Annotated in this window: 19 protein-coding genes; 11 read left to right on the top strand and 8 right to left on the bottom strand. The window is 66.9% G+C overall.

Annotated elements, in window-relative coordinates; genetic code table 11:
- The first annotated feature begins 160 nt into the window (after positions 1-160).
- The 7 genes from IED13_RS12245 (at position 161) to IED13_RS12215 (ending at position 8,039) form a co-directional block, all read left to right on the top strand.
- Positions 161-1,066 carry a carbohydrate ABC transporter permease gene (locus IED13_RS12245; protein ID WP_191124323.1) on the top strand — a complete coding sequence of 302 codons (906 nt, stop codon included), beginning with the start codon at positions 161-163 and terminating at the stop codon, positions 1,064-1,066.
- A 10-nt stretch (positions 1,067-1,076) separates the two neighbouring features.
- The gene (locus IED13_RS12240; RefSeq protein WP_142022678.1) at positions 1,077-1,907 is read left to right on the top strand and encodes a carbohydrate ABC transporter permease; all 831 of its coding nucleotides are present in this window, start codon (positions 1,077-1,079) and stop codon (positions 1,905-1,907) included.
- Between the two features lie 8 nt (positions 1,908-1,915).
- Positions 1,916-3,025 (top strand): ABC transporter ATP-binding protein, encoded by a 1,110-nt coding sequence (locus tag IED13_RS12235; RefSeq protein WP_191124322.1) that lies wholly within the window; start codon positions 1,916-1,918, stop codon positions 3,023-3,025.
- Between the two features lie 13 nt (positions 3,026-3,038).
- Positions 3,039-4,025 carry an NAD-dependent epimerase/dehydratase family protein gene (locus IED13_RS12230; protein WP_191124321.1) on the top strand — a complete coding sequence of 329 codons (987 nt, stop codon included), beginning with the start codon at positions 3,039-3,041 and terminating at the stop codon, positions 4,023-4,025.
- A gap of 2 nt (positions 4,026-4,027) precedes the next feature.
- Entirely contained in the window at positions 4,028-5,740 is a 1,713-nt protein-coding gene (locus tag IED13_RS12225) for an SMP-30/gluconolactonase/LRE family protein (protein ID WP_191124320.1), read from the top strand.
- Positions 5,737-6,501: an SDR family NAD(P)-dependent oxidoreductase gene (locus IED13_RS12220; RefSeq protein ID WP_191124319.1), complete on the top strand. Its 765-nt coding sequence runs from the start codon at positions 5,737-5,739 to the stop codon at positions 6,499-6,501. The genes IED13_RS12225 and IED13_RS12220 overlap by 4 nt, the downstream gene beginning before the upstream one ends.
- A gap of 158 nt (positions 6,502-6,659) precedes the next feature.
- Positions 6,660-8,039, top strand: coding sequence for a M20/M25/M40 family metallo-hydrolase (locus IED13_RS12215; RefSeq protein ID WP_191124318.1), 1,380 nt, complete (start codon positions 6,660-6,662; stop codon positions 8,037-8,039).
- A gap of 149 nt (positions 8,040-8,188) precedes the next feature.
- Here IED13_RS12215 and IED13_RS12210 read toward each other — a convergent pair whose 3' ends face one another.
- The 5 genes from IED13_RS12210 to cyoA are packed head-to-tail and all read right to left on the bottom strand — an operon-like array spanning position 8,189 to position 13,118.
- Positions 8,189-8,941: an SURF1 family protein gene (locus IED13_RS12210; RefSeq protein WP_191124317.1), complete on the bottom strand. Its 753-nt coding sequence runs from the start codon at positions 8,939-8,941 to the stop codon at positions 8,189-8,191.
- Between the two features lie 10 nt (positions 8,942-8,951).
- The gene (gene cyoD, locus IED13_RS12205; protein WP_038365587.1) at positions 8,952-9,347 is read right to left on the bottom strand and encodes a cytochrome o ubiquinol oxidase subunit IV; all 396 of its coding nucleotides are present in this window, start codon (positions 9,345-9,347) and stop codon (positions 8,952-8,954) included.
- Positions 9,344-9,985 carry a cytochrome o ubiquinol oxidase subunit III gene (gene cyoC, locus IED13_RS12200; RefSeq protein ID WP_210323594.1) on the bottom strand — a complete coding sequence of 214 codons (642 nt, stop codon included), beginning with the start codon at positions 9,983-9,985 and terminating at the stop codon, positions 9,344-9,346. Before cyoC ends, cyoD begins: the two co-directional genes overlap by 4 nt.
- 3 nt (positions 9,986-9,988) lie before the next feature.
- Entirely contained in the window at positions 9,989-11,989 is a 2,001-nt protein-coding gene (gene cyoB / locus IED13_RS12195; RefSeq protein WP_038365585.1) for a cytochrome o ubiquinol oxidase subunit I, read from the bottom strand.
- 49 nt (positions 11,990-12,038) lie between these two features.
- Positions 12,039-13,118 carry a ubiquinol oxidase subunit II gene (gene cyoA / locus IED13_RS12190; RefSeq protein WP_081925532.1) on the bottom strand — a complete coding sequence of 360 codons (1,080 nt, stop codon included), beginning with the start codon at positions 13,116-13,118 and terminating at the stop codon, positions 12,039-12,041.
- 181 nt (positions 13,119-13,299) lie between these two features.
- Between cyoA and IED13_RS12185 the strand changes: the two genes are divergently transcribed.
- Positions 13,300-14,625, top strand: a complete 1,326-nt coding sequence (locus IED13_RS12185) for an MFS transporter (protein ID WP_191124315.1) — start codon at positions 13,300-13,302, stop codon at positions 14,623-14,625.
- A 24-nt stretch (positions 14,626-14,649) separates the two neighbouring features.
- Here IED13_RS12185 and IED13_RS12180 read toward each other — a convergent pair whose 3' ends face one another.
- Both IED13_RS12180 and IED13_RS12175 read right to left on the bottom strand, forming a co-directional pair.
- Positions 14,650-15,432, bottom strand: a complete 783-nt coding sequence (locus IED13_RS12180; RefSeq protein ID WP_260368358.1) for an enoyl-CoA hydratase/isomerase family protein — start codon at positions 15,430-15,432, stop codon at positions 14,650-14,652.
- 11 nt (positions 15,433-15,443) lie between these two features.
- Positions 15,444-16,637 (bottom strand): CaiB/BaiF CoA transferase family protein, encoded by a 1,194-nt coding sequence (locus IED13_RS12175; protein WP_191124314.1) that lies wholly within the window; start codon positions 16,635-16,637, stop codon positions 15,444-15,446.
- Between the two features lie 316 nt (positions 16,638-16,953).
- Between IED13_RS12175 and IED13_RS12170 the strand changes: the two genes are divergently transcribed.
- Complete coding sequence (locus tag IED13_RS12170; RefSeq protein ID WP_191124313.1) at positions 16,954-19,356, top strand: heavy metal translocating P-type ATPase; 2,403 nt, start codon at positions 16,954-16,956, stop codon at positions 19,354-19,356.
- Between the two features lie 64 nt (positions 19,357-19,420).
- Here IED13_RS12170 and IED13_RS12165 read toward each other — a convergent pair whose 3' ends face one another.
- Positions 19,421-19,762 carry a hypothetical protein gene (locus IED13_RS12165; protein ID WP_191124312.1) on the bottom strand — a complete coding sequence of 114 codons (342 nt, stop codon included), beginning with the start codon at positions 19,760-19,762 and terminating at the stop codon, positions 19,421-19,423.
- Between the two features lie 592 nt (positions 19,763-20,354).
- Between IED13_RS12165 and IED13_RS12160 the strand changes: the two genes are divergently transcribed.
- Both IED13_RS12160 and trmFO read left to right on the top strand, forming a co-directional pair.
- The gene (locus tag IED13_RS12160) at positions 20,355-20,510 is read left to right on the top strand and encodes a DUF1127 domain-containing protein (RefSeq protein ID WP_081925531.1); all 156 of its coding nucleotides are present in this window, start codon (positions 20,355-20,357) and stop codon (positions 20,508-20,510) included.
- 237 nt (positions 20,511-20,747) lie between these two features.
- Positions 20,748-22,169, top strand: a complete 1,422-nt coding sequence (trmFO, locus tag IED13_RS12155) for a methylenetetrahydrofolate--tRNA-(uracil(54)-C(5))-methyltransferase (FADH(2)-oxidizing) TrmFO (RefSeq protein ID WP_210323593.1) — start codon at positions 20,748-20,750, stop codon at positions 22,167-22,169.
- Positions 22,170-22,236: the final 67 nt, after the last annotated feature.

Here is a 22,236-nt window from a genome sequence, read left to right as displayed (position 1 = left end):
GGCAAAGCCGAGACGGATGAGGGGTCGCGCCGCCTTGCGTCGTCAGCGCTCGTGCGAGGCACTCACGCCGGCAACGTCGAGAGACCCCTCGCCTCAACCCACTCCCGCAAGGGGAGAGGGGGTCTGTCGCGGAACATGCTCCCTACCTGAAAGCCGCCCCATGTCCCGATCAGCCTTTCTCGATCTCGCCCGCCCGAGCCGACGCCATTGGCTCGGCTACCTCCTGCTGTTGCCGGCGGTGCTGCTGATCGGGCTGATCATCGCCTATCCGCTCTTCGTCTCGGTCGATCTCTCCTTCCAGAATGTCGGCATCCCCCGGCTCGACCAGCCGCGGCGGCCCTTCACGACGATGAACTACGAGCGGCTCTTCACTTCGCCGGAATTCTGGAACGCGAGCTGGACCACGTTGAAGCTCGTCGTGATCGTTTCCTTCTTCTGCTTCCTGCTGGGCCTCGGCACGGCGCTGCTGGTCAACAACCGCTTCAAGGGCCAGTCGCTGGCGCGCCTGCTTGTCGCCCTGCCCTGGGCGGTGCCGGAAGTCGTGGCCGTCGTGGTCTTCGCCTGGATCTTCGATTCCTCCTTCGGCCTGATGAACTGGGTCTTCATCCGGCTCGGGCTCGTCGACACCACGATCAGCTGGTTCTCCTCGCCGGAGGCCGCCTTCGCCGTGGTCTGCGTCACCATGATCTGGAAGGGCTACCCGTTCGTCTCGATCATGATGCTCGCCGGTTTGCAGTCGATCCCGGAGGATTTCTACAACGCGGCCCGCGTCGACGGCGCCAATGCCTGGCAGCGGCTGATCAACATCACCCTGCCCTCGCTGATGCCGGTGCTCGGCGTGACCCTGATCCTCGTCATGCTCTGGGTCTTCCGCGACTTCTCGATCATCTACGTCATGACCGGCGGCGGGCCGCTGAAGGCGACGCAGACGCTCTCGATCATGACCTACGAGCAGGCCTTCGGCTTCTTCAAGATGGGCTACGCCTCGGCGATCGGCGTGGTCACGCTGATCATCTGCGTCATCGCGAGCCGGCTGCTGATGGGCCGGGCGCCCGAGAACATCTGAGGAGGCGCCGATGAAACGCAAGCTCCCCGCAGCCGCCCTGCTCTATGTGACGGTGATCGTCACCTGCGCGCTCCTGGTCTTCCCGATCTATTGGCTGATCGTCACCGCGCTGGCGACGCCGGCCGAGCTCAGGGCGCTGCCGCCGACATTCTGGCCGACAGCCCCGCGCTGGGGCGTCTTCGAGGAGATCATCGAGCAGCGGCCGATCCTGCTCTGGCTCGGCAATTCCGTGCTGGCGGCGGCGGGCGCGGTGACCTTGTCGATGCTGGTCTCGGTGCTCGCCGGCTACAGCCTCTCGCGCTTCAAGGTGCGCGGCGGCCAGTCGCTCGGCCTCTTCATCCTCACTGCCAAGATGCTGCCGGCGACGCTGCTCGTCATCCCGCTCTTCGGCATTTTCCGGATGACGGGAATGATCGGCAGCCTGTGGTCGATCATCCTCGCCCACGCCACGTTGATCGTGCCCTTCACCACCTGGATGCTGAAGGGCTATTTCGACACGATCCCGCGCGAGCTGGAACAGGCGGCGATGGTCGATGGCTGCTCTCCGCTCGGCGCGATGGTCCGGGTCATCCTGCCGGTCTCGGCGCCGGGCCTGGCCGCAACGGCGCTCTACGGCTTCGTCCTGTCCTGGTCGGACTATGCCTATGCCCGCACCTTCCTGACCAACGCCCAGACCAACTGGACCGCCAATCTCGGCCTGACCACGATGAAGGGCGAGTATGTCTCGAACTGGGCCGATATCTCGGCAGCGGCGCTGATTGTCGCCCTGCCGGTCCTCCTGATCTACCTCTTCCTCGAACGCTACCTCGTCGGCGGGCTCACCGCCGGCGCGGAGAAGTGAGCTCACGCATGGCCGGCATCAGCATCGAACGCGTCACCAAATCCTACGGCCCGCTGCAGGTCCTGAAGGACTTTTCGCTGGAGATCACGGATGGCGAGTTCGTCGTCTTCGTCGGCCCCTCCGGCTGCGGCAAGTCGACCATGCTGAAGATCCTCGCGGGGCTGGAGGATGCGACCTCGGGCACCGTCCGGATCGGCGGGCGCGACGTCACCGACCTCGCGCCGGGCGACCGCGACATCGCCATGGTCTTCCAGAACTACGCGCTCTATCCGCATCTGACGGTCGCGCGGAACATGGGCTTCGGCCTGAAGATGCGCGGCATGCCGGCGGCCGAGATCGAGCGGCGGGTCAACGAGGCCGCGCAGATCCTCGGTGTCGCTCATCTGCTCGACCGCAAGCCGAAGGCGCTCTCCGGCGGGCAACGCCAGCGCGTCGCGCTCGGCCGGGCCATCGTGCGCGAGCCGCAGGCCTTCCTGATGGACGAGCCGCTCTCCAATCTCGACGCGAAGCTGCGCGTCCACACCCGCGCCGAAATCTCGGCCCTTCACCAGCGCCTGAAGACCACGACGATCTACGTCACGCATGACCAGACCGAGGCGATGACCATGGCCGACCGCATCGTCATCATGCGCGACGGCGAAATCCAGCAGATCGCCGATCCCGACACGATGTTCCGCAAACCGGCCAATCTCTTCGTCGCCGGCTTCATCGGCTCGCCGGGCATGAACTTCTTCCGCGCTGAGTTGACGGGCGCACGCACGGCCCGGCTGCTCGGGCGCGAGATCGAACTGCCTCTGGCGAAGGCGCCCGGCACCCGCGAGCTGCTCGTCGGCCTCAGGCCCGAATATCTCAGCGCAGGCGCAACCGGCCCCGTCACCTTCGAGGCGACGCCACGGCTCGTCGAAAGCCTCGGCAGCGAGAAATACCTTTATCTCGACCTGGCCGAAGAGAACCGCACCTCCCTCAAGGATGCCGGCAGCGACGACCGCCGAGCGGACCAATTCATCGCCCGCGTGATGGATGCCGACCATGTGACACAGGGACAGCCGGTCCCGCTCTCCTTCGATCCGGCGCGCCTGCATCTCTTCGATCCCCAGACGCATCTCGCCCTGAACTGAGGACAGAGTAGCCATGGCCATTCTCGTCACGGGCAGCGCCGGGCGCATCGGTTCCCGCGTCGTCGACCGCCTCCTCGCCGAAGGGCAGACCGTCACCGGCTTCGACCTGCGCAGCGCGGGGCGCTCCCAGCCCGGCTATCGCGAAATCGTCGGCGCCTTCGACGATCCGGCCGCGGCGCGCGAGGCGGTGAAGGATGCCGAGGCGATCCTGCATCTCGGCGCCTTCATGTCCTGGCTTACAGCCGATGCCGACAAGGTCTTCCGCGCCAATGTCGACGGCACGCGCATCCTCATGGAGGAAGCAGCCGGGGTGAAGCCCGCCCGCATCGTCTTCGCCAGCTCCGGCGAGGTCTATCCGGAGAACGTCCCGGACTACCTGCCGGTCGACGAGAACCATCCGCTCAAGCCGCGCTCGGCCTATGGTCTCTCCAAGCAGCTCGGCGAGGAGATCATCCGTCTCACCGAGCGCAGCGCCGGCATTCCGGCGACGATCCTGCGCTTCTCGCACACGCAGGACGCGGCCGAGCTGCTCGACGAGACGAGCTTCTTTTCTGGCCCCCGCTTCTTCCTGCAGCCGAAGATCCGTCAGCAGGAAGCCTTCGGCAACGCGGCCGCGGTCGCCGCGCTGAAGGCGGTCGACGACGGCACGCCCGCGCTGGTGCTCTCCCGCAACGAGAACGGCCGGCCCTTCCGCATGCACATCACCGATTCCCGCGACATGGTCGACGGCATCCTGCTCGCCCTGAAGAGCGAGAAGGCGGCCGGGCGCACTTACAATCTCGGTGCCACCGCGCCCGTCGATTTCGCCGACGCCTTGCCGCTGATGGCGCAGGCGACGGGGCTGCCTCTGAAAACGGTCGACCTGCCCGGTTCCGGCGTGTTCTACGAAACCTCGAATGCCCGGATTCGGGCCGAATTGGGTTTCGAGCCGCAATGGACGATCGAGCGGATGATCGCGGAGGCCGCAGCAGCGCGCGCGGCCCGCGCGAAGGCGGGCTGAGGATGCAGGAAGAGCGCGTCCTGCCCCCGAAGGAGCGCGACGTCCCGGTCGGCGCCGCCGCGCTGGCCAAGGGCCTCTATCTGCTCGAGGTCATCGGCGAGCACCCGACGCCGCCGCGCTTCAAGGATCTGCAGGCGGCGACCGGCCTCGCCAAGGGCACGCTCGCCCGCCTGCTCAACACGCTGCTGCTCTTCCGTTTGATCCGGCACGAGGACAGCGACAACACCTATCGGCTCGGCCACAGGCTGTTCGAGCTCGCCCATCGCGTCTGGGAATCCTTCGATCTGCGCGGCGCTGCCGCGCCCATGCTGGAGCGGCTGGCGGAGGAAACCCGCGAAACGGTCGCGCTCTGCGCCATCGATGGCGGCGAGGTGCTCTATATCGACCAGCGCAGCCGTGGCGGCGCCTTCGGCTTCCGCATCGAGGCGGGGCGCCGTGCGCCTCTGCATTGCACGGCCGGCGGCAAGGCGCTGCTGGCCTTCGCGGCCCCGCATGAACGCCGGGCGCTGCTCGATGCGATCACGCTCGAATCGTACACTCCTGCGACCATCACCACGGAGGACGCGCTCCTCGCGGATCTCGCTCTCGCACAGGTGCGCGGCTACTCCGTTTCGCAGGAAGAGCATCTGCCAGGAGTGTCCTCCGCGGCGGCGCCGATCTTCGACCATACCGGGCGAGCGGTGGCCGCCATCGGCGTGTTCGGCCCTTCGACGCGGCTGTCGAACGATCGCCTCCACACGACAGGCCGCGACTTGATGGCCGCCGCGCGCCAGATCTCCGGCAATGTCGGTGCGGTTCCGCCCAACAGCATCGCGCCGCCCTCACCCGCCCACCGGCAAAGCGAGAGCGACGCCGAATGCGTGCTGCCCTGGGGCGCGCATCTGGCGGAAGGCCCGCTCTGGTCGGCCGCCGAGCAGCGCCTCTACTGGGTCGATATCCTCGCCCCGGCGGTCCACCGCTTCGACCCGGCGACGCGGACCAATCAGGAGGTCAAGCTGCCGCGCCTCGTCTCCGCCGTTATCGAGAGGCGGCAGGGCGGGCTCGCGGCGCTGACGCAGGAAGGGCTGGAAAGCTTCGATTTCGCCAGCGGCGCCTTGTCGCCCCTCGTCGACCCGGAAACCGACCTGCCTGACAACCGCTTCAACGACGGCAAATGCGACCGGCAGGGCCGGCTCTGGGCGGGATCGATGAGCCTCGATGCGAGCAAGCCGACCGGCTCGCTTTATCGAATCAACGGCGATCTGAGCTGGGAGCGGGCCGATGGCGGCTTCCGCGTCGCCAACGGCCTCGACTGGAGCCCCGACGGCCGCATGTTCTACTTCACCGACAGCGCGCCCGGCCGCATCTACGCCTATGACTTCGACATGGCCTCGGGGGCCGTCTCCAGGCGCCGCGTCTTTGCCGAGATCGACCCGGCTGAAGGCCGTCCCGACGGCCTCGCCGTGGACAGCGAAGGCTTCATCTGGTGCGCGCTCTGGGACGGTTGGTGCGTGCGCCGCTTCACCCCGGATGGCCGCCGCGACCGCGATATCCGCCTGCCGGTGCCGCGCCCGACCAGCCTCGCCTTCGGCGGCGCCGATCTTTCGACCCTCTTCATCACCACGGCCCGCATTCGCCTGCCCTCCCGCGTGCTGGCGGAAGCGCCCTTCTCCGGCGGCCTCTTCGCTGCGCCCGCGCCGGTCCCCGGCCTGCCCTCGACGAGCTTCGCGGGATGACGGTCGAAGCCACCTATCCGGACCTCAAGGGCCGCACCGCCCTTGTCACAGGCGGGGCCGACGGGATCGGCCGAGCCACCGTCATCGCACTGGCCCGCCAGAGCGCGCGCATCGGCTTCATCGACATCGCGGCCGATGCCGGCCGGGCGCTCGAAACCGAACTGCGAGCAACAGGCGCCGATGTGGCCTTCGCCTGCGCCGATCTGCGCGACATCGAGGCTGCCCTGGCCGCCGTCGATGTCCTCGAGGCGAGGCTCGGTCCCGCTGCGATCCTCGTCAACAATGCCGGCCATGACGAGCGGCATGCCTTCGCTGCCGTGACGCCGGAATACTGGGACGACCGCTTCGCCGTGAACCTGCGGCCGATGATGTTCCTCGCCCAGAAGCTCGCGCCCGGCATGGCGGCGCTGGGTGGCGGCGCGATCGTCAATCTGAGCTCGACCTCCTGGATGAAGCGCTCGGCCGATCTCATCGCCTACACCACCGCGAAATCGGCCGTCATAGGCTTCACCCGCTCATTGGCGCGCGAACTCGGCAAGGACCGCATCCGCGTCAACTGCGTCACGCCCGGCTGGGTGATGACGCCGCGCCAGCGCGCCGAGCGCCTGACGCCCGAGCGCTGGGCCGAGGCCCAGGAGCAGCAGGCGATCAAGGGCGCGATCGAGCCCGAGGATATTGCCGCGATGATCCTGTTCCTCGCCTCCAATGCCTCGCGCATGTGCACCGGCCAGAACTTCATCGTCGACGCAGGGAGCGTCTGACGACGACGCGCCGAAGCTGCATGCCGCCGCACCCCGGCCATGCCCCGGCCGAGCTTGAGCGCCCTGCCGGCCCATCCTAGTCTGAGTGTGCCGGCTGTCGTCGGCTGCTCGCGCCTCGCCTTCCGGCCGGCGCTCCCCCGAGTTCCAGGCGCATTCTCATGGCTACCTCCGACGCATTGGCCGCAGTCTTCGATCATATCGAGGCGAACCGGGCCGCCTTCCTCGACCGCCTGATCGACTACCTGCGCCACCCCAGCATCAGCGCCGAGAACATCGGCATCACCGAGGTCGGCAATCTGCTGCTGGGCATGCTGACGAAGATCGGTCTCGAAACCAGCCTCGTGCCAACCGAAGGCCATCCGATGGTGGTCGCGCGCTGGGAGAAGGCGCCGGGCAAGCCGACCGTGCTGCTTTACGGCCATTACGATGTGCAGCCGGCCGACCCGCTCGACAAATGGCTTTCGCCGCCCTTCGAGCCGACGATCCGAGACGGGCGCCTCTATGCGCGCGGCGTCGGCGACAACAAGGGCCAGCACTTCGCCCAGATCCTCGCCATCGAATCGCATCTCAAGGTCCATGGCGAGCTGCCCTGCAACGTCATCCTGCTGCTGGAGGGCGAGGAGGAGATCGGCAGTCCGAACATCGCCGGCTTCGCGCGCGCCAACCGGCATCTGCTGAAGGCCGACCTCTCCGTCACCGCCGACGGCCCGCGCCATGCCAGCGGCAAGCCGAGCATCAAGTTCGGTTCCCGTGGCGTCGTCTCCTTCGAGCTGCGCTGCCGCCATGCCAGCCGCGACGTCCATTCCGGCAATTTCGGCGGCGTCGTGCCGAACCCGATCTGGACGCTCGTCCACCTGCTGTCCACGATGAAGAGCGCCGATGGCGAGATCACCATCGAGGGGCTGCATGACGATGTGCTGCCGCCGACGCCGGAGGATATCGAGGCGATCAAGCGCCTGCCGCTCGACATCGAGGCCTTCAAGCAGGGCTTGAGCCTCACCCGACTCGACGCGCCGCTCGACCGCCCCTTCTACGACCGCCTCTGCTTCCAGCCGACGCTGACGATCAACGGCTTCCATGGCGGCTATAGCGGGCCGGGTACCAAGACCGTGCTGCCGAACGAGGCGCTGGTGAAGTGCGATATCCGCCTCGTCGAGGCACAGGATCCCGAAGACATCCTGCGCAAGGTCAAGGCGCATGTGGAGAAGCATGCGCCCGAGGTTGAGTTCATCGCCGAGGAGATGGGCATGCAGCCCTCGAAGACGCAGATCGCCTCGGCCTATACCGCGCCGCTGCACCGTGCCTTCGTCGCCGCCCATGGCGAGGAACCGCTGCTGATCCCGGCCGGCTTCGGCAGCCTGCCGAACTACGTCTTCACCAAGATCCTCGGCATCCCGGCTTACGTCACGCCCTATGCGAACCATGACGAGGCCAATCACGCCCCGAACGAGAACATGACCTTGGACTGCTTCTACAGCGGCTTGCGGACGGGTGCTGCGCTGCTGCACGAGCTCGGGCAGATGCCAAGCCGGGACTAAGCGCCAGCCCAAATTTCCACGTCATTCTGGACAAGCCGCGAAGCGGCGCCGATCCGGAATCCATCATAGGCCTCCGCGCTCTGCGATGGATTCCGGGTCAAGCCCGGAATGACGGCGTGTTTCCGAACCACCCTGGAAGCACCTCGAACCTATGAGGCAGACGGCTCCTCTTCCGCACGCCTGCGCAGGACGTAAAGCCCGGCCCAGGCGCTCATCCCCGCGAGGCAGAACCAGGTCAGCGCATAGATCAGATGCGTGTTGCGGAAGCTGACCACCGTCAGCCCGCCCAATGGCAGAGGGCCGGGCTCGGAGGCAGCATCCGCATCGACGAAGTAGGGCGCGACCTGGCCGAGTCCGCCTGCCCCGGCAATCGCTGCGACATCGCGTGAATACCAGCGCCCGCCGGCCGCGTCGTTGCTGCGCAGGAACCCGCCGCCCGGCTCGCTCAATCGCAGCAGCCCGACGAGATGCGTCTCGCCGCGCGCCGCCGCATCGCTGCGCTCTCCTGGCTCGCGCCGGTCTTCCGGCACGAAGCCGCGATTGACCAGGACCGTGAAGCCGCGCACGGTGTGGAACGGCGCCAGAACCCAGAAGCCGGGTCCTTTCTCGGTCACGGCCTTCACCAGCGTCTCCGGCCCGGGAAGATAGCGCCCTTCCAGCGCGACCCTCCGGTACTCTTCCCCGGCGATGCCCGCCCAATCCTCCGGCCCCGGCGCAGGGGCCGGCGGCGCGTGGATGCGCGCATCGACGCGCGCGATCAGATCGAGCTTCCAGCTGCGCCGTTCGACCTGCCAGAGGCCGAGCCCGGTGAAGACGAGGGTGAGCAGGCCGGTGAGGCCGAGAAGGGCAACCCGGCGTGCCGGCGATGGCCGGCCGGCCTCGGCCTGTGCCGGGGCGGCCATGGCGACGCCCTCACATCGGGTGGTCGCCGGGCGCCATCGGCATCATGTTGCTGTTGAGGTGATACATCACCCACAGCGAGCCCGAGAGCGCGATCACCACGATAACGATGGTGAAGATCAGCGCCATCATCGTCCAGCCGCCTTCCGAGCGCGAATTCATGTGCAGGAAGTAGACCATGTGGACGACGATCTGCACCGCCGCGAAGGCCATGACGACCAGCGCCGTCACGGTCGAATTGCCAAGCACGTCGCCCATCACCAGCCAGAATGGGATCGCGGTCAGGATGGCCGCGAGGACGAAGCCGGTGAGATAGCCGCGCAGCGTCGCATGCGAGGCGCCGTGATCGTCATGGCCGGCGCCATGCGCTTCGGCGTGAGCTCCGGAGTGGTCCTGCGATCCGCTCATTTCAGCACGCCCATCAGATAGACGAAGGAGAAGACGCCGATCCAGACGACGTCGAGGAAGTGCCAGAACATGGAAAGGCACATCAGACGGCGGCGATTGGCCTCGATCAGGCCGCGCTGCGACACCTGCACCATCAGCACGGTGAGCCAGATCAGGCCGAAGGTGACGTGCAGCCCGTGCGTGCCCACCAGCGTGAAGAAGGAGGAGAGGAAGGCGCTGCGCATCGGCGTCGCGCCCTCCAGGATCATGTGGTGGAACTCGTAGAGCTCGATGCCGATGAAGGCGAGGCCGAACAGGCCGGTCACCGCAAGCCAGCACTGCACCGCGGCCTGCCGCCCCTTATCCATCGCCAGCATCGCGAAGCCATAGGTGATCGAGGAGAGCAGCAGCATGGTGGTGTTGACCGCCACCAGCTTGAGGTCGAACAGATCGGCGCCGGAAGGCCCCGCCGCATAGTTGCGCCCGAGCACGCCGAAGGTCGCGAAGAGGACTGCGAAAACCAGGCAGTCGCTCATCAGGTACATCCAGAAGCCGAGCATGGTCGAGCCGCCGGAGTGCTCGTGCTCGTCTTCCGTGACGTGGAAGACCGGGATGTCGGCCTTGTCGGTGTCCAGCGCTGTCGCCGTGGTCATCGTCATCCCTCAGGCCTGTCCGAGTTGCTCGGTGCGCGCATTCTCCTCGCGCAGGACCGCCTCGGCCGGGATGTGGAAGTCCCGGTTATAGTTGAAGGTATGGGCGATCGCCGTCGCGATCACCGCGATGAAGGCCAGCGCCGCCAGCCACCAGATGTACCAGACCAGCGCGAAGCCGCAGATCGTCGCGAAGGCGGAGATGATCAGGCCTGCGCCGGTGTTCTTCGGCATGTGGATCGGCTTGAAGCCGGTCAGCGGTCGCCGGTAGCCGCGCTTCTTCATGTCGGCCCAGGTGTCATGGTCGTGGATGACGGGCGTGAAGGCGAAATTATAGGCCGGCGGTGGCGAGGAGGTCGACCATTCCAGCGTACGCCCATCCCAGGGATCGCCGGTCGTGTCGCGCAACTGCTCGCGACGCAGGATGCTGACGCCGATCTGGATGAGGAAGCAGAGGATGCCGAGCGCGATCAGCACGGCGCCGAAGGCCGCGATCACGAACCAGATCTGCAGCGACGGATCCTCGAAATGGTTCACCCGACGGGTCACGCCCATCAGGCCGAGCACATAGAGCGGCATGAAGGCGACGTAGAAGCCGATCACCCAGAACCAGAAGGAGAGCCTGCCCCAGAACTCGTCGAGCTTGAAGCCGAAGGCCTTCGGGAACCAGTAGGTGATGCCGGCGAAGGCGCCGAAGACCACGCCGCCGATGATCACGTTGTGGAAATGCGCGATCAGGAACAGGCTGTTGTGCAAGATGAAATCGGCTGGCGGCACCGCCAGCATGACGCCGGTCATGCCGCCGATGACGAAGGTCAGCATGAAGGCGAGCAGCCACATCATCGGCAATTCGAAGCGGATGCGGCCGCGATACATCGTGAACAGCCAGTTGAAGATCTTCGCGCCCGTCGGGATCGAGATGATCATCGTCGTGATGCCGAAGAAGGAGTTCACGCTGGCGCCCGAGCCCATCGTGAAGAAATGGTGCAGCCAGACGAGGTAGGACAGGATGGTGATGACCACCGTCGCATAGACCATCGAGGTATAGCCGAAGAGCCGCTTGCCGGAGAAGGTCGAGGCCACCTCCGAATAGACGCCGAAGACCGGCAGGATCAGGATATAGACCTCCGGGTGCCCCCAGATCCAGATCAGGTTCACGTACATCATCGGGTTGCCGCCGAGATCGTTCGTGAAGAAGTTGGTGCCGACATAGCGGTCCAGCGTCAGCAGCGCGAGCGTGCCGGCCAGGATCGGGAAGCTCGCCACGATCAGCACGTTGGTGCACAGCGCCGTCCAGGTGAAGACTGGCATCTTCATCATGTCCATGCCGGGCGCGCGCATCTTCACGATCGTCGCGATCAGGTTGATGCCCGACAGCGTCGTGCCCACGCCCGCGATCTGGAGCGCCCAGAGGTAGTAGTCCATGCCCACCCCGGGCGAGTAGGCGGCCCCCGACAGCGGCGGATAGGCAAGCCAGCCGACCTTGGCGAACTCGCCGACGAAGAGCGAGGCCATGACCAGCACGACGCCGCCGACGGTCATCCAGAACGAGAAATTATTGAGGAAGGGGAAGGCGACGTCGCGCGCGCCGATCTGCAGCGGCACGACATAGTTCATCAGCCCCGTGACCAGCGGCATCGCCACGAAGAAGATCATGATCACGCCATGCGCCGTGAAGATCTGGTCGTAGTGATGTGGCGGCAGATAGCCCTCGTTCGCGCCGAAGGCGATGGCCTGCTGCCCACGCATCATCAGCGCGTCGGCGAAGCCGCGCAGCAGCATGACGATGCCGAGCACCATATACATGATGCCGATCTTCTTGTGGTCGACGCTGGTGAACCACTCGTGCCAGAGATAGCCCCAGGCCTTCATCCGGGTGATGAGCGCGATGAGCGCGAGGCCGCCGATCACCACGCCAGCGAAGGTCGCGAGCAGGATGGGCTCATGATACGGGATCGCCTCGAGCGTGAAGCGTCCGAACACGAGCTTCCACCAGTCGGGATAGGAATTCATGGCTTCCTCGGATCGCTAGGCTTGGCCAGGCGGCCGTTCAATTGGCGGCTCAATTCGCGACTTGGGCTGTCACGCCGCCCTTGCCGTAGACATCGGCCGGCGTGCAGATCGCGGTGACGAAGGGTCGCGGCGGCAGGGGCGCGCCACCCCGGCGCACCGATTTGTCGTATTCGAGCGCCATGACGGTGGAGATACCCTCCTTGCCGCCGCCGCCCTTGGCATCCATCGCCATCATGTCGCGCATGCACATCTTGGCGCGGTCGACGCACATGTTGAGGATCGCGTCGTAGAGATCGGGCGCGACGCTGCCGAACTGGCGGGCCGGCTCACGCTCGCTCGGCCGCTCGAAGACGAGATATTCCTCGCGGCCGAGCTTGTCGCCCTTGTCGCGCGCAGCCTTCACCCAGTCCTCGAATCCGTTGCCTTCGACACCACGGAAGCGGAAGCGCATCCCGGAGAAGCCCTCCCCGCTATAGTTCGCCGAGAAGCCCTCGAAATCGCCGGCATGGTTGATGACGGCGTTGAGCTTGGTCTGCATGCCCGGCATCGCATAGATCTGGCCGGCGAGCGCGGGGATGAAGAGCGAGTTCATCACCGAGGAGGCGGTGATGCGGAATTCGATCGGCTGGTTCACCGGCGCCACCACCTCGTTGACCGAGGCGATGCCCTGCTGCGGGTAGAGGAACAGCCATTTCCAGTCGAGCGCCACGACCTGGATGACGAGCGGCTGCTTGCGTACCTGCGCCTCGCCGCCCTGCGGCGTCGCGATCGGCGCCGTCGCGCTGATGCGGTTGAGCGGCCGATAGGGATCGAGCAGATGCGTGCCCATCCAGGTCAGCGCGCCGAGAATGACGATGATCAGGAGCGGCACCGCCCAGATCACCACTTCGAGCGGCAGCGAGTGATTCCAGTCCGGATCGTACTCGGCCTTCGCCGAAGCGCGGTAGCGCCAGGCGAAGAACACCGTCAGCGCCATCACCGGCAGGATGACGGTCAGCATGAGCCCCGTCGAGATCAGCATGAGGTTGCGTTGCTGCAATGCAACATCACCGGAGGGCGACAACAGCACCGCCTGACAGCCCCCAAGCAGGGCGAAAAGCGGCAACAGCGCCAGAAAACGACGATTCATCAAGAGACCAAGCCCTCCGTGACCGGAAAGTCGCCGTCCTTCTATCGCATTCTATTGCACTGCACAGAGGACAGAATGTCCCATTGGCAGATGATCGGCGCTCCGCTTTTATCCGCCGCATCCATGGCGTCCGGAGCGGGGGAATGTTATCCCTTTTCCGCGCGAACGAGGAAGCCCCCGAATGAGCGCCCATGTGGCAAGCCCGGCATCGAGCCATCCGACCGACGAACATGGTCGCGATCACGTCACCCCGGGCGAGATCGCGCTCGGCGTCATCATCGGCCGGACATCGGAATATTTCGACTTCTTCGTCTTCGGGCTGGGCTGCGTGCTGGTCTTCCCCCAGCTGGTCTTTCCCTTCGCCGACCCGCTGACCGGAACGCTCTATTCCTTCGGCATCTTCGCCCTCGCCTTCCTGACGCGACCGATCGGCTCCGTGCTGTTCATGTCGATCGACCGCGTCTATGGCCGCGCCACCAAGCTCACCGCCGCGCTGTTCCTGCTCGGCGGCTCGACGGCCGCGATCGCCTTTCTGCCGGGTTACGAAACCATCGGCATCTGGTCCGGCATCATCCTGGCGACCTTCCGCCTGCTGCAGGGCATCGCGCTCGGCGGCGCCTGGGACGGCCTGTCCTCGCTGCTCGCGCTCAACGCCCCGCAGAACCGGCGCGGCTGGTATGCGATGCTGCCGCAGCTCGGCGCGCCCATCGGCTTCATCCTCGCGGCCGGGCTGTTCGCCTTCTTCGAGGGCTCGCTCTCGACCGAGGATTTCCTCGGCTGGGGCTGGCGCTATCCCTTCTTCGTCGCCCTGACGATCAACGTCGTCGCGCTGTTCGCTCGCTTGCGCATGGTCGCGACGCAGGAATTCGCGCAGCTCATGGAAACGCGCGAACTCATGCCCAGCCCGGTCATGCAGCTCGTCCGCAAGCGCGGCAGCACGCTGGTCCTCGGCGCCTTCGTGCCACTGGCGAGCTTCGCGCTCTTCCACATCGTCACGATCTTTCCGGTGAGCTGGATCAACCTCTTCACCAACCGCTCGGTCTCGGAGTTCCTGATCGTGCAGGGCGCCGGTGCCGTGGTCTGCGCCGGGGCGATCATGACCTCCGGCCTGATCGCCGACCAGATCGGCCGGCGCCGGACGCTGATTCTCTCCGGCCTGATGATTGGCCTGTTCAGCCTGGGCAGCGTCATCGCTCCCCTGCTCTTCGGCGACAGCCAAGCGGGGCAGACGGTCTATGTCATCATCGGCTTCGGCCTGCTCGGCCTCTCCTACGGCCAAACCGCGGGCGCCGTCGCCTCGAGCTTCGGCCAGGAGTATCGCTACACCGGCGCGGCGCTGACCTCCGACCTCGCCTGGCTGATCGGCGCCGGCTTCGCGCCGCTGGTGGCGCTGACGCTCTCCAGCAAGCTCGGCCTCGCCTGGGTCGGGCTCTATCTGCTGTCGGGCGCGATCTGCACCCTCGTCGCGCTCTGGTTCGACCGGCGGCTGGAAGCCCGCTACGGCTGAACGAAGCGTCTTCCGCCGCCTGCCTCAGCGCCCCCGCCAGACCGGGGGACGCTTAGCGAGGAAGGCCTCCATGCCTTCCCGGAAATCCTCGCTCGTGTAGCAGAGCGTGACCAAGTCCTCGCCGGCGACAGCTTGCGCCGTGGCGGCCGTCAGCCGCCGCATCGCCTCTTTGGTCGCCCGCATGGTCAGCGGCGCATGCCCGGCGATGGTCGTGGCGAGTTCGGCCGCCCGCAGCATCAGCGCGGGATGATCCGGCAGCAATTCGCTGTAGAGCCCGGCCCGGCGCCCCTCCTCCGCCTCGACGAGCCGCGCCGTGAAGACGATGTCCTTGACCAGCGCCGGGCCGAGCAGGGCGAAGAGCCGGGCATAATTCGCCATCGACAGGCTGTTGCCGAGCGTGCGCGCGATCGGGAAGCCGAAGCGTGCCGTCACCGTCGCGATCCTGAGATCGCAGGCGAGCGCGATGGCCGCCCCACCGCCGGTGACGGCTCCGGAGATCGCCGCCAGCGTCGGCACGGCGCAGCGCTCGATGGCATCGATCACGCCTTCGATCCGCTCCTCATAGGCCAGCGCATCCGCCGCACTCGCAAAGGAACGAAACTGCGCGATATCGGTGCCCGAGGCGAAAGCCTTGTCGCCGGCGCCGGTCACGATGATGACGCGCGGGTCGCCATGGGCCGCCGGATCGCGGCAGATCTCGGCCAGCCGCTCATACATGGCGAAGGTCATGGCATTGCGCGCTTGCGGCCGGTTGAGCGTGATCGTCCCGATCCCGCCCTCTACCGCATAGAGAATGTCTTGGCTCACTCCGGCCTCCGTCAGATCACGCCCTCGGCCCGCAACCGCGCGAGCCCAGCTTCGTCATAGCCGAGTTCGGCCAGAACCTCGTCATTGTGCTCCCCGGCCGCCGGCGTCGGCGTCGCCACCGTGGAGGGGGTGCGCGAGAGCGTCACCGGCTGGCCGACGACCCGGATTTCCCCGAGCTGGGGGTGTTCCAGCGGCCTGGCGATGCCGAGATGGCGCACCTGCGGGTCGTCGAACATCTGGTCGACCGCATAGATCGGCCCGGCCGGCACGCCATGCGCCTCCATCGCGGCGAGCCAGTGCGAGCTGCCAGCCGCGGAGAGGCGCTCCTCGATCATCCGCCGCAGCTCCGGGCGCTGGTCGAAGCGCTTTTCCATGCTGTCGAAGCGGGGATCGCTGCCCCATTCCGGCCGCTCGACAGCCCGGCAGAAGGAGCGCCATTGCTCCTCCCCGCCGACGCCGAGATTGATGGCGCCGTCCCGGGTTTTATAGACCCCCATCGGCGTGGAATAGGGATGGTCGTTGCCGGCCTGCGGCGGCACCGAGCCTTCGACGAGATAGCGCGCGGCCTGGAAATCCATCATCGCAATCTGCGCCTCGAGCAATGAGGTCTGCACCCATTGCCCCTTGCCGGACAGGGCCCGCTCCTGCAGCGCCACCAGCGCGCCGACGGCCCCGTAAAGCCCCGCCGAGGAATCGGCCAGTGCGATGCCGGCGCGCACCGGCCCCTGCCCCGGCAGGCCGGTCACCGACATCATCCCGCCCATGCCCTGCGCGATCTGATCGAAGCCGGCCCGCGTCCGGTACGGGCCGGATTGCCCGAAGCCGGAGATCGAGACCAGGATCAGCCGTGGATTGATGGCATGCAGGGTCTCGAAATCGAGGCCGAGCCGTTCCTTGACGTCCGGCCGGAAGTTCTCGACCAGGAGATCGGCTTCCTCGACCAGCCGCATCAGGATCGCCTTGCCCTCGGCCGTCTTCAGGTTGATGGCCAGGGAACGCTTGTTGCGATGCAGATTCTGCATGTCATAGCCGAGGCGCGGGCCGCTCATGTTCTCGTTCGGATCGAAACCCGGCGGGCTCTCGACCTTGATCACGTCAGCCCCGAAATCCGCGAAGATTCGCACGCAGGTCGGCCCGGCCCGCACCCGCGTCAGGTCCAGCACCCGCAGCCCTCTCAGGGCCATCGATGGTCCGGCTTGTGCCATGCCGTTTTTTCCTCCCTGCCCTGCCGGACGCGTGGCCGGAACGCGCCGACTGCATCGGGACGGCTCAGCCGCCAGCGCATCGGTCGCGTCCTGCCGCAATGACCCAGCCGGGCTGTCCGCCCGCTTTTGAGGAGCTATCGATTTCTAGCTGCATACTGCATGCAGAGGCAAGACCAGCGGCAATGCAAGGTTGCGCCGGCCTAGGATCGCGGCATCGGCGCGCTGTTCGCGGTGGCGATCATTTTTCCTCTTGAACCTGAAGTGGCTACAGCTTGTAGAAGCTGTGTCCCGTAGCGAAGGCAGACGGAGACAGGCCATGGCGACCCGCACCGAATCCGAACCGAAGACCCTCTCCTGGAAGGTCGGCGGCATGGATTGCGCGAGCTGCGCGACGAAGATCCGCGGCGCGGTGGAACGCATGCCCGGCGTCAGCGACGTCAGGCTTTCCGTGATGTCGGAGACGCTGACGCTGGCGCTCGACGAGGCGCAGACCAGCGCCGGCGCCGTGGAAAAGCGCGTCAACGGGCTCGGCTATACAACCTCCGCGCTCGCGGCCGCCCCCGCTCGGAAGCCGGCCGCCGAAGCGGCGCCCTGCTGTGGCGGTCACGACCATGACCACCATGGTCACGCCCAGGAATCGCATGACCATGAATCGCATAACCACGGCGCGCATGCCCATGACGGCGCCGGCTGCTCGGGTCACGATCATGGACACGACCACGCTGGCCACAATCACGCCGGCCATGACCATGCCGCCCATGGCCGGCACGGACAATCGGCCGGAGCCGCCGCGAAGGCCGACCAGGGCCACGGCCTGCCAGGCCATGTCCACGAGGTCACGCCGGACGGCATGAGCTGGTACCAGACCGGCAAGGGCCGGCTGGTGCTGGTGACGGGCGCGCTGCTCGCGGCCGCCTGGATCGTCGGCACGGTCCGGCACGACATCGCCTATTGGGCTTTCGTCGTCGCCTGCGCGATCGGCGTGGCGCCGGTGGCGCGCCGTGCCCTCGCGGCGGCGCGCTCCGGCATTCCCTTCACCATCGAGATGCTGATGACGATTGCCGCCATCGGCGCGCTCTTCATCGGCGCCGCCGAGGAAGCGGCGCTGGTCGTCTTCCTCTTCGCCGTCGGCGAGGTGCTCGAAGGCGTGGCGGCCGATCGCGCCCGCGCCTCGATCCGCGCGCTCGGCGACCTCGTTCCGAAGACCGCCATCGTCGAGGAGAACGGCGCCACCCGGCAGGTCGACGCTGCCAGCCTGACGATCGGCCAGATCGTGCTGGTGCGTCCAGGCGACCGCATCCCGGCCGATGGCGAGATCACCGACGGCATTTCTGGTATCGACGAGAGCCCGGTGACGGGCGAGTCCGTGCCGAAAACCAAGGGCGTCGGCGAGCCGGTCTATGCCGGCTCGGTCAACCGCGAGGCGGCGCTGCGCGTGCGCGTCGACAAGGCGGCGCAGGACAACACCATCGCCCGCATCATCCGCCTGGTCGAGGAGGCGCAGGAGGCCCGCGCGCCGACCGAACGCTTCATCGACCGCTTCTCGCGCTGGTACATGCCGGCGATCGTCGGCCTCGCCCTGCTGGTCGCGCTGGTGCCGCCGCTCCTCTTCGCCGGCGAGTGGTCGGTCTGGATCTACCGCGCTCTGGCGCTGCTGCTGATCGGCTGCCCCTGCGCGTTGGTCATCTCGGTTCCGGCCGCCATCGCCGCCGCGCTATCGGCCGGCGCCCGCCAGGGCCTGCTGATGAAGGGCGGCGTGGTCATCGAGACGGCCGCCCGCACCGGCCTCGTCGCCTTCGACAAGACCGGCACGCTGACCCAGGGCAAGCCTCGCGTCACCGACATCGTCGCCCTCGACCGGGAAGAACGCGAGGTTCTGGCCTTCGCGGCCGCCGTCGAGGCCGGCTCCGCCCACCCCCTGGCGGAGGCTGTTCTGGAGCGCGCCCGGGCTGACGCGGTCGCCTTCGCACCGGCTGCGGAAGCGGCGGCGCTGGCCGGCCAGGGCGTCACCGGCAAGGTCGAGGGCCGCGCCGTGTTCGTCGGCGCGCCGCGCCATGCCACGGCCCGCGCCCCATTCGACGATTGGGCCAAGGCCTCCGTCGAGTCGCTGGAATCGGCCGGCAAGACCGTCGCCGCCGTCATCGTCGACGGCACGCTGGCCGGGCTGATCGCGCTGCGCGACGAACCGCGGGAGGATGCCGCCCCCGCCATCGCCGAACTCAAAGCGATGGGCGTCCGCGCGACCATGCTGACCGGCGACAACACCCGCACCGCGGCCGCCATCGCCGGCGCTCTCGGCATGGAGCACAAGGCCGAGCTGATGCCGGACGGCAAGGTCGCGGCGCTGCGGGAACTCGCCGCCGGCACGCCGGTGATGATGGTGGGCGACGGCATCAACGACGCTCCGGCGCTGGCCGCGGCGAGCGTCGGCATCGCCATGGGCTCGGGAACCGACGTGGCGCTGGAAACCGCTGACGGCGCCGTGCTGAAGAGCCGGGTGCGCGACATCGCCGCGATGATCCGGCTGGCCCGCGCGGCGATGGGCAATATCCGCGCGAACATCGCCATCGCGCTCGGCCTCAAGGCCGTGTTCCTGGTGACGAGCGTGCTCGGCTATACCGGGCTCTGGGTCGCGATCCTGGCCGATACCGGCGCGACGGTCCTCGTCACGGCGAATGCGCTGCGGCTGCTGCGCTTCAATGCGGGTAAGGCTGCGTGACTCTGGGCGCACTTTTATAAGACGGCCCGGTGGCGCGATCGCGTGCCGCCGGGTTCCGCATTGTTCAGACCTTGATATCGGCGACAGTGCCGGTGCGGCGCCCGCCCTTCGTGTCCATCTGGCGCAGGATCTCGTCGCGGACCTTGGCGAGGACATCGCCCTTGGCCTTGGCGTCGAGCTTGTTGAACTGTTCCTCGGTCATGCCGAGCTTCGACAGGACCGCCTGCTGAACCCGCTCCTCCGGGCTCATCCGCGCGAATTTCAGGAAGTCGGCCTTGACCGAGGAGGAGGCCGAAGCGTCGCCCGCCTTGCCATCCGCTTCCGTCGCGGCGGTGCTCGTTGAACGCGTCCCGAGCGGGAATGTGGAAGCCGGTGCGGGAGACCGGCTGGAGATGGCGACCGACATGGCATCCTCCGGATGTGATCCATATGCCCAGCAAGCCCCGGGCCGCGCCGCCAGGCGGGGAAATGCCTTCGTTTTCAGTGAGATGATCGCGAGAGCCCATTCGGCCCTCGCCCAAGCGGCACAAATTGCCCGGCAAAAGCAGCCGATGGGCGGCTCGGAATCAGCTTCGCGGCTCGCTCCGCCGCTTCCGGGAATCGGCCCGGTTTCCGTTGCCGGCCGGCACCGCCGATTGCGACCGGACAATGACGATCGTTCCATTTTGCAGCGCAGAGCCTCGGCTGTCCCCGCTATGCATCAGTGAGCACATGCAACATGGTCAAAACGCAGGCACCCGCTCGTTCGACCTAGATAGCGAATGGAGGAAAGACAAAATAATAGGCAGAAAATCGGTTGCATTTGAAACGAGGCACGTCTCCAGCGCAGGGCAACGGCACAAAAGTAACCGACATCTTAATGGCTCATGCGCAAGGCGCATAACGGAATTGAGGCAGAGCCTCTGTAAGCGGCAGACCGCCTGGCTTATATGCACTGCACAACGAGATTGTCGCTGTGGGCACCGCCCCGCTCCGGAATACACGCAAGGAAAACCACCATGTTCGTCACCATGATCGCTGCCAAGATCCGCGCCTACCTCCGCTACCGCGAGACCGTTCGCGAGCTCTCCCGTCTGACCGACCGCGAGCTCGACGATCTCGGCCTGTCGCGCTCGGAGATCAACTTCATCGCCCGCTCGCACGCCGCGGCCTGAAGTTACCGAATACGAACCGCCACGCGTCATGCGTGGTGCGTTCCGTGTAGTTTCTCCTGAGGCTCGTGTTTCCCCTCCCCTCGAGCTTCGGTCGAAGAGCGAATGCCCGCCTCCCGGCGGGCATTTTGCATTTTGGGGCCGTCTGCCCCCGCCATTAGGGCTTCGCCGCGTCGTGCCTCGCAACGACCTGCCGATTCATCCCTTGACCTGAAAGCCGGCTGCGGACACATCCGAGCCATGGCAACCTCGTCAGTTCAACCCGTACACGTCATCGGCGGCGGCCTCGCCGGCTCGGAAGCTGCCTGGCAGATCGCTCAGGCCGGCATCCCCGTCATCCTCCACGAGATGCGTCCGGTGCGCGGCACCGACGCTCATAAGACCGAAGGGCTGGCCGAGCTGGTCTGCTCGAACTCCTTCCGTTCCGACGATGCGTCCAGCAATGCCGTCGGCCAACTCCATTGGGAGATGCGCCGGCTCGGCTCGCTGATCATGGCCAAGGGCGATGCGCATCAGGTCCCGGCCGGCGGCGCGCTCGCAGTGGATCGCGACGGCTTCTCGCAGGCCGTCACGGCCGCGCTGGAGGCTCACCCGCTCGTCACCATCGAGCGTGGCGAAATCGCCGGCCTCCCGCCTGCCGGATGGGACAATGTCGTCATCGCCACCGGCCCGCTCACCTCCTCGGCTTTGGCGCAGGGCATCCTGTCGCTGACCGGCGAGAGCGAGCTCGCCTTCTTCGACGCCATCGCGCCGATCGTCCATTTCGATTCGGTCGACATGGATCGGGCCTGGTTCCAGTCGCGCTATGACAAGGCCGGTCCGGGCGGCACCGGTGCCGACTACATCAACTGCCCGCTCGACAAGGACCAGTACGAGGCCTTCATCGACGCGCTCCTTGCCGCCGAGAAGACCGAGTTCAAGGAGTGGGAAGGCACGCCCTATTTCGACGGCTGCCTGCCGATCGAGGTCATGGCCGAGCGCGGCCGCGAGACCCTGCGCTGGGGCCCGATGAAGCCGGTCGGCCTCACCAACAAGCACAACCCGTCCGTGAAGGCCTATGCGGTGGTGCAGCTTCGCCAGGACAACGCGCTCGGCACGCTGTTCAACATGACCGGCTTCCAGACCAAGCTGAAATATGGCGAGCAGGCCGCGATCTTCCGGATGATCCCCGGCTTGCAGAATGCCGAGTTCGCGCGGCTCGGCGGCATCCACCGCAACACCTATCTCAACTCGCCGAAGCTGCTCGACGAGCGGCTGCGGCTGAAAGCCGATCCGCGGCTGCGCTTCGCCGGCCAGATCACCGGTTGCGAGGGCTATGTCGAGAGCGCCGCGATCGGCCTCCTCGCCGGACGCATGGCGGCGGCCGAGCGGCTCGGCCGCGACCTGCCGCTGCCGCCCGCGACGACGGCGCTGGGCGCGCTGGTCAACCACATCACTGGCGGCCACATCACCACCATCGACGAGGGCCCGCGTTCCTTCCAGCCGATGAACATCAATTTCGGCCTGTTCCCGCCGATCGAGGGCGTCGCCAAGACGGGCCCCGACGGCAAGCGCCTCAAGGGCCCGGCCAAGAGCCTCGCCCGCAAGCAGGCGCTGACGGCGCGCGCCAAGCAGGTGATGGAGGAATGGGCCGGGAGTGAGCAGGCGGAAGCGGCCGAGTGAAGCGCTGACCGTCATCCCCGGTCGGAAGCGAAGTGCAGCCCCGGGGGCTCTTTTGGAGGAGATGCTC

This window comes from Allobosea spartocytisi, assembly GCF_014764685.1.
GTDB lineage: Bacteria > Pseudomonadota > Alphaproteobacteria > Rhizobiales > Beijerinckiaceae > Allobosea > Allobosea spartocytisi.
This window is presented reverse-complemented; position numbering and strand designations above follow the sequence as displayed.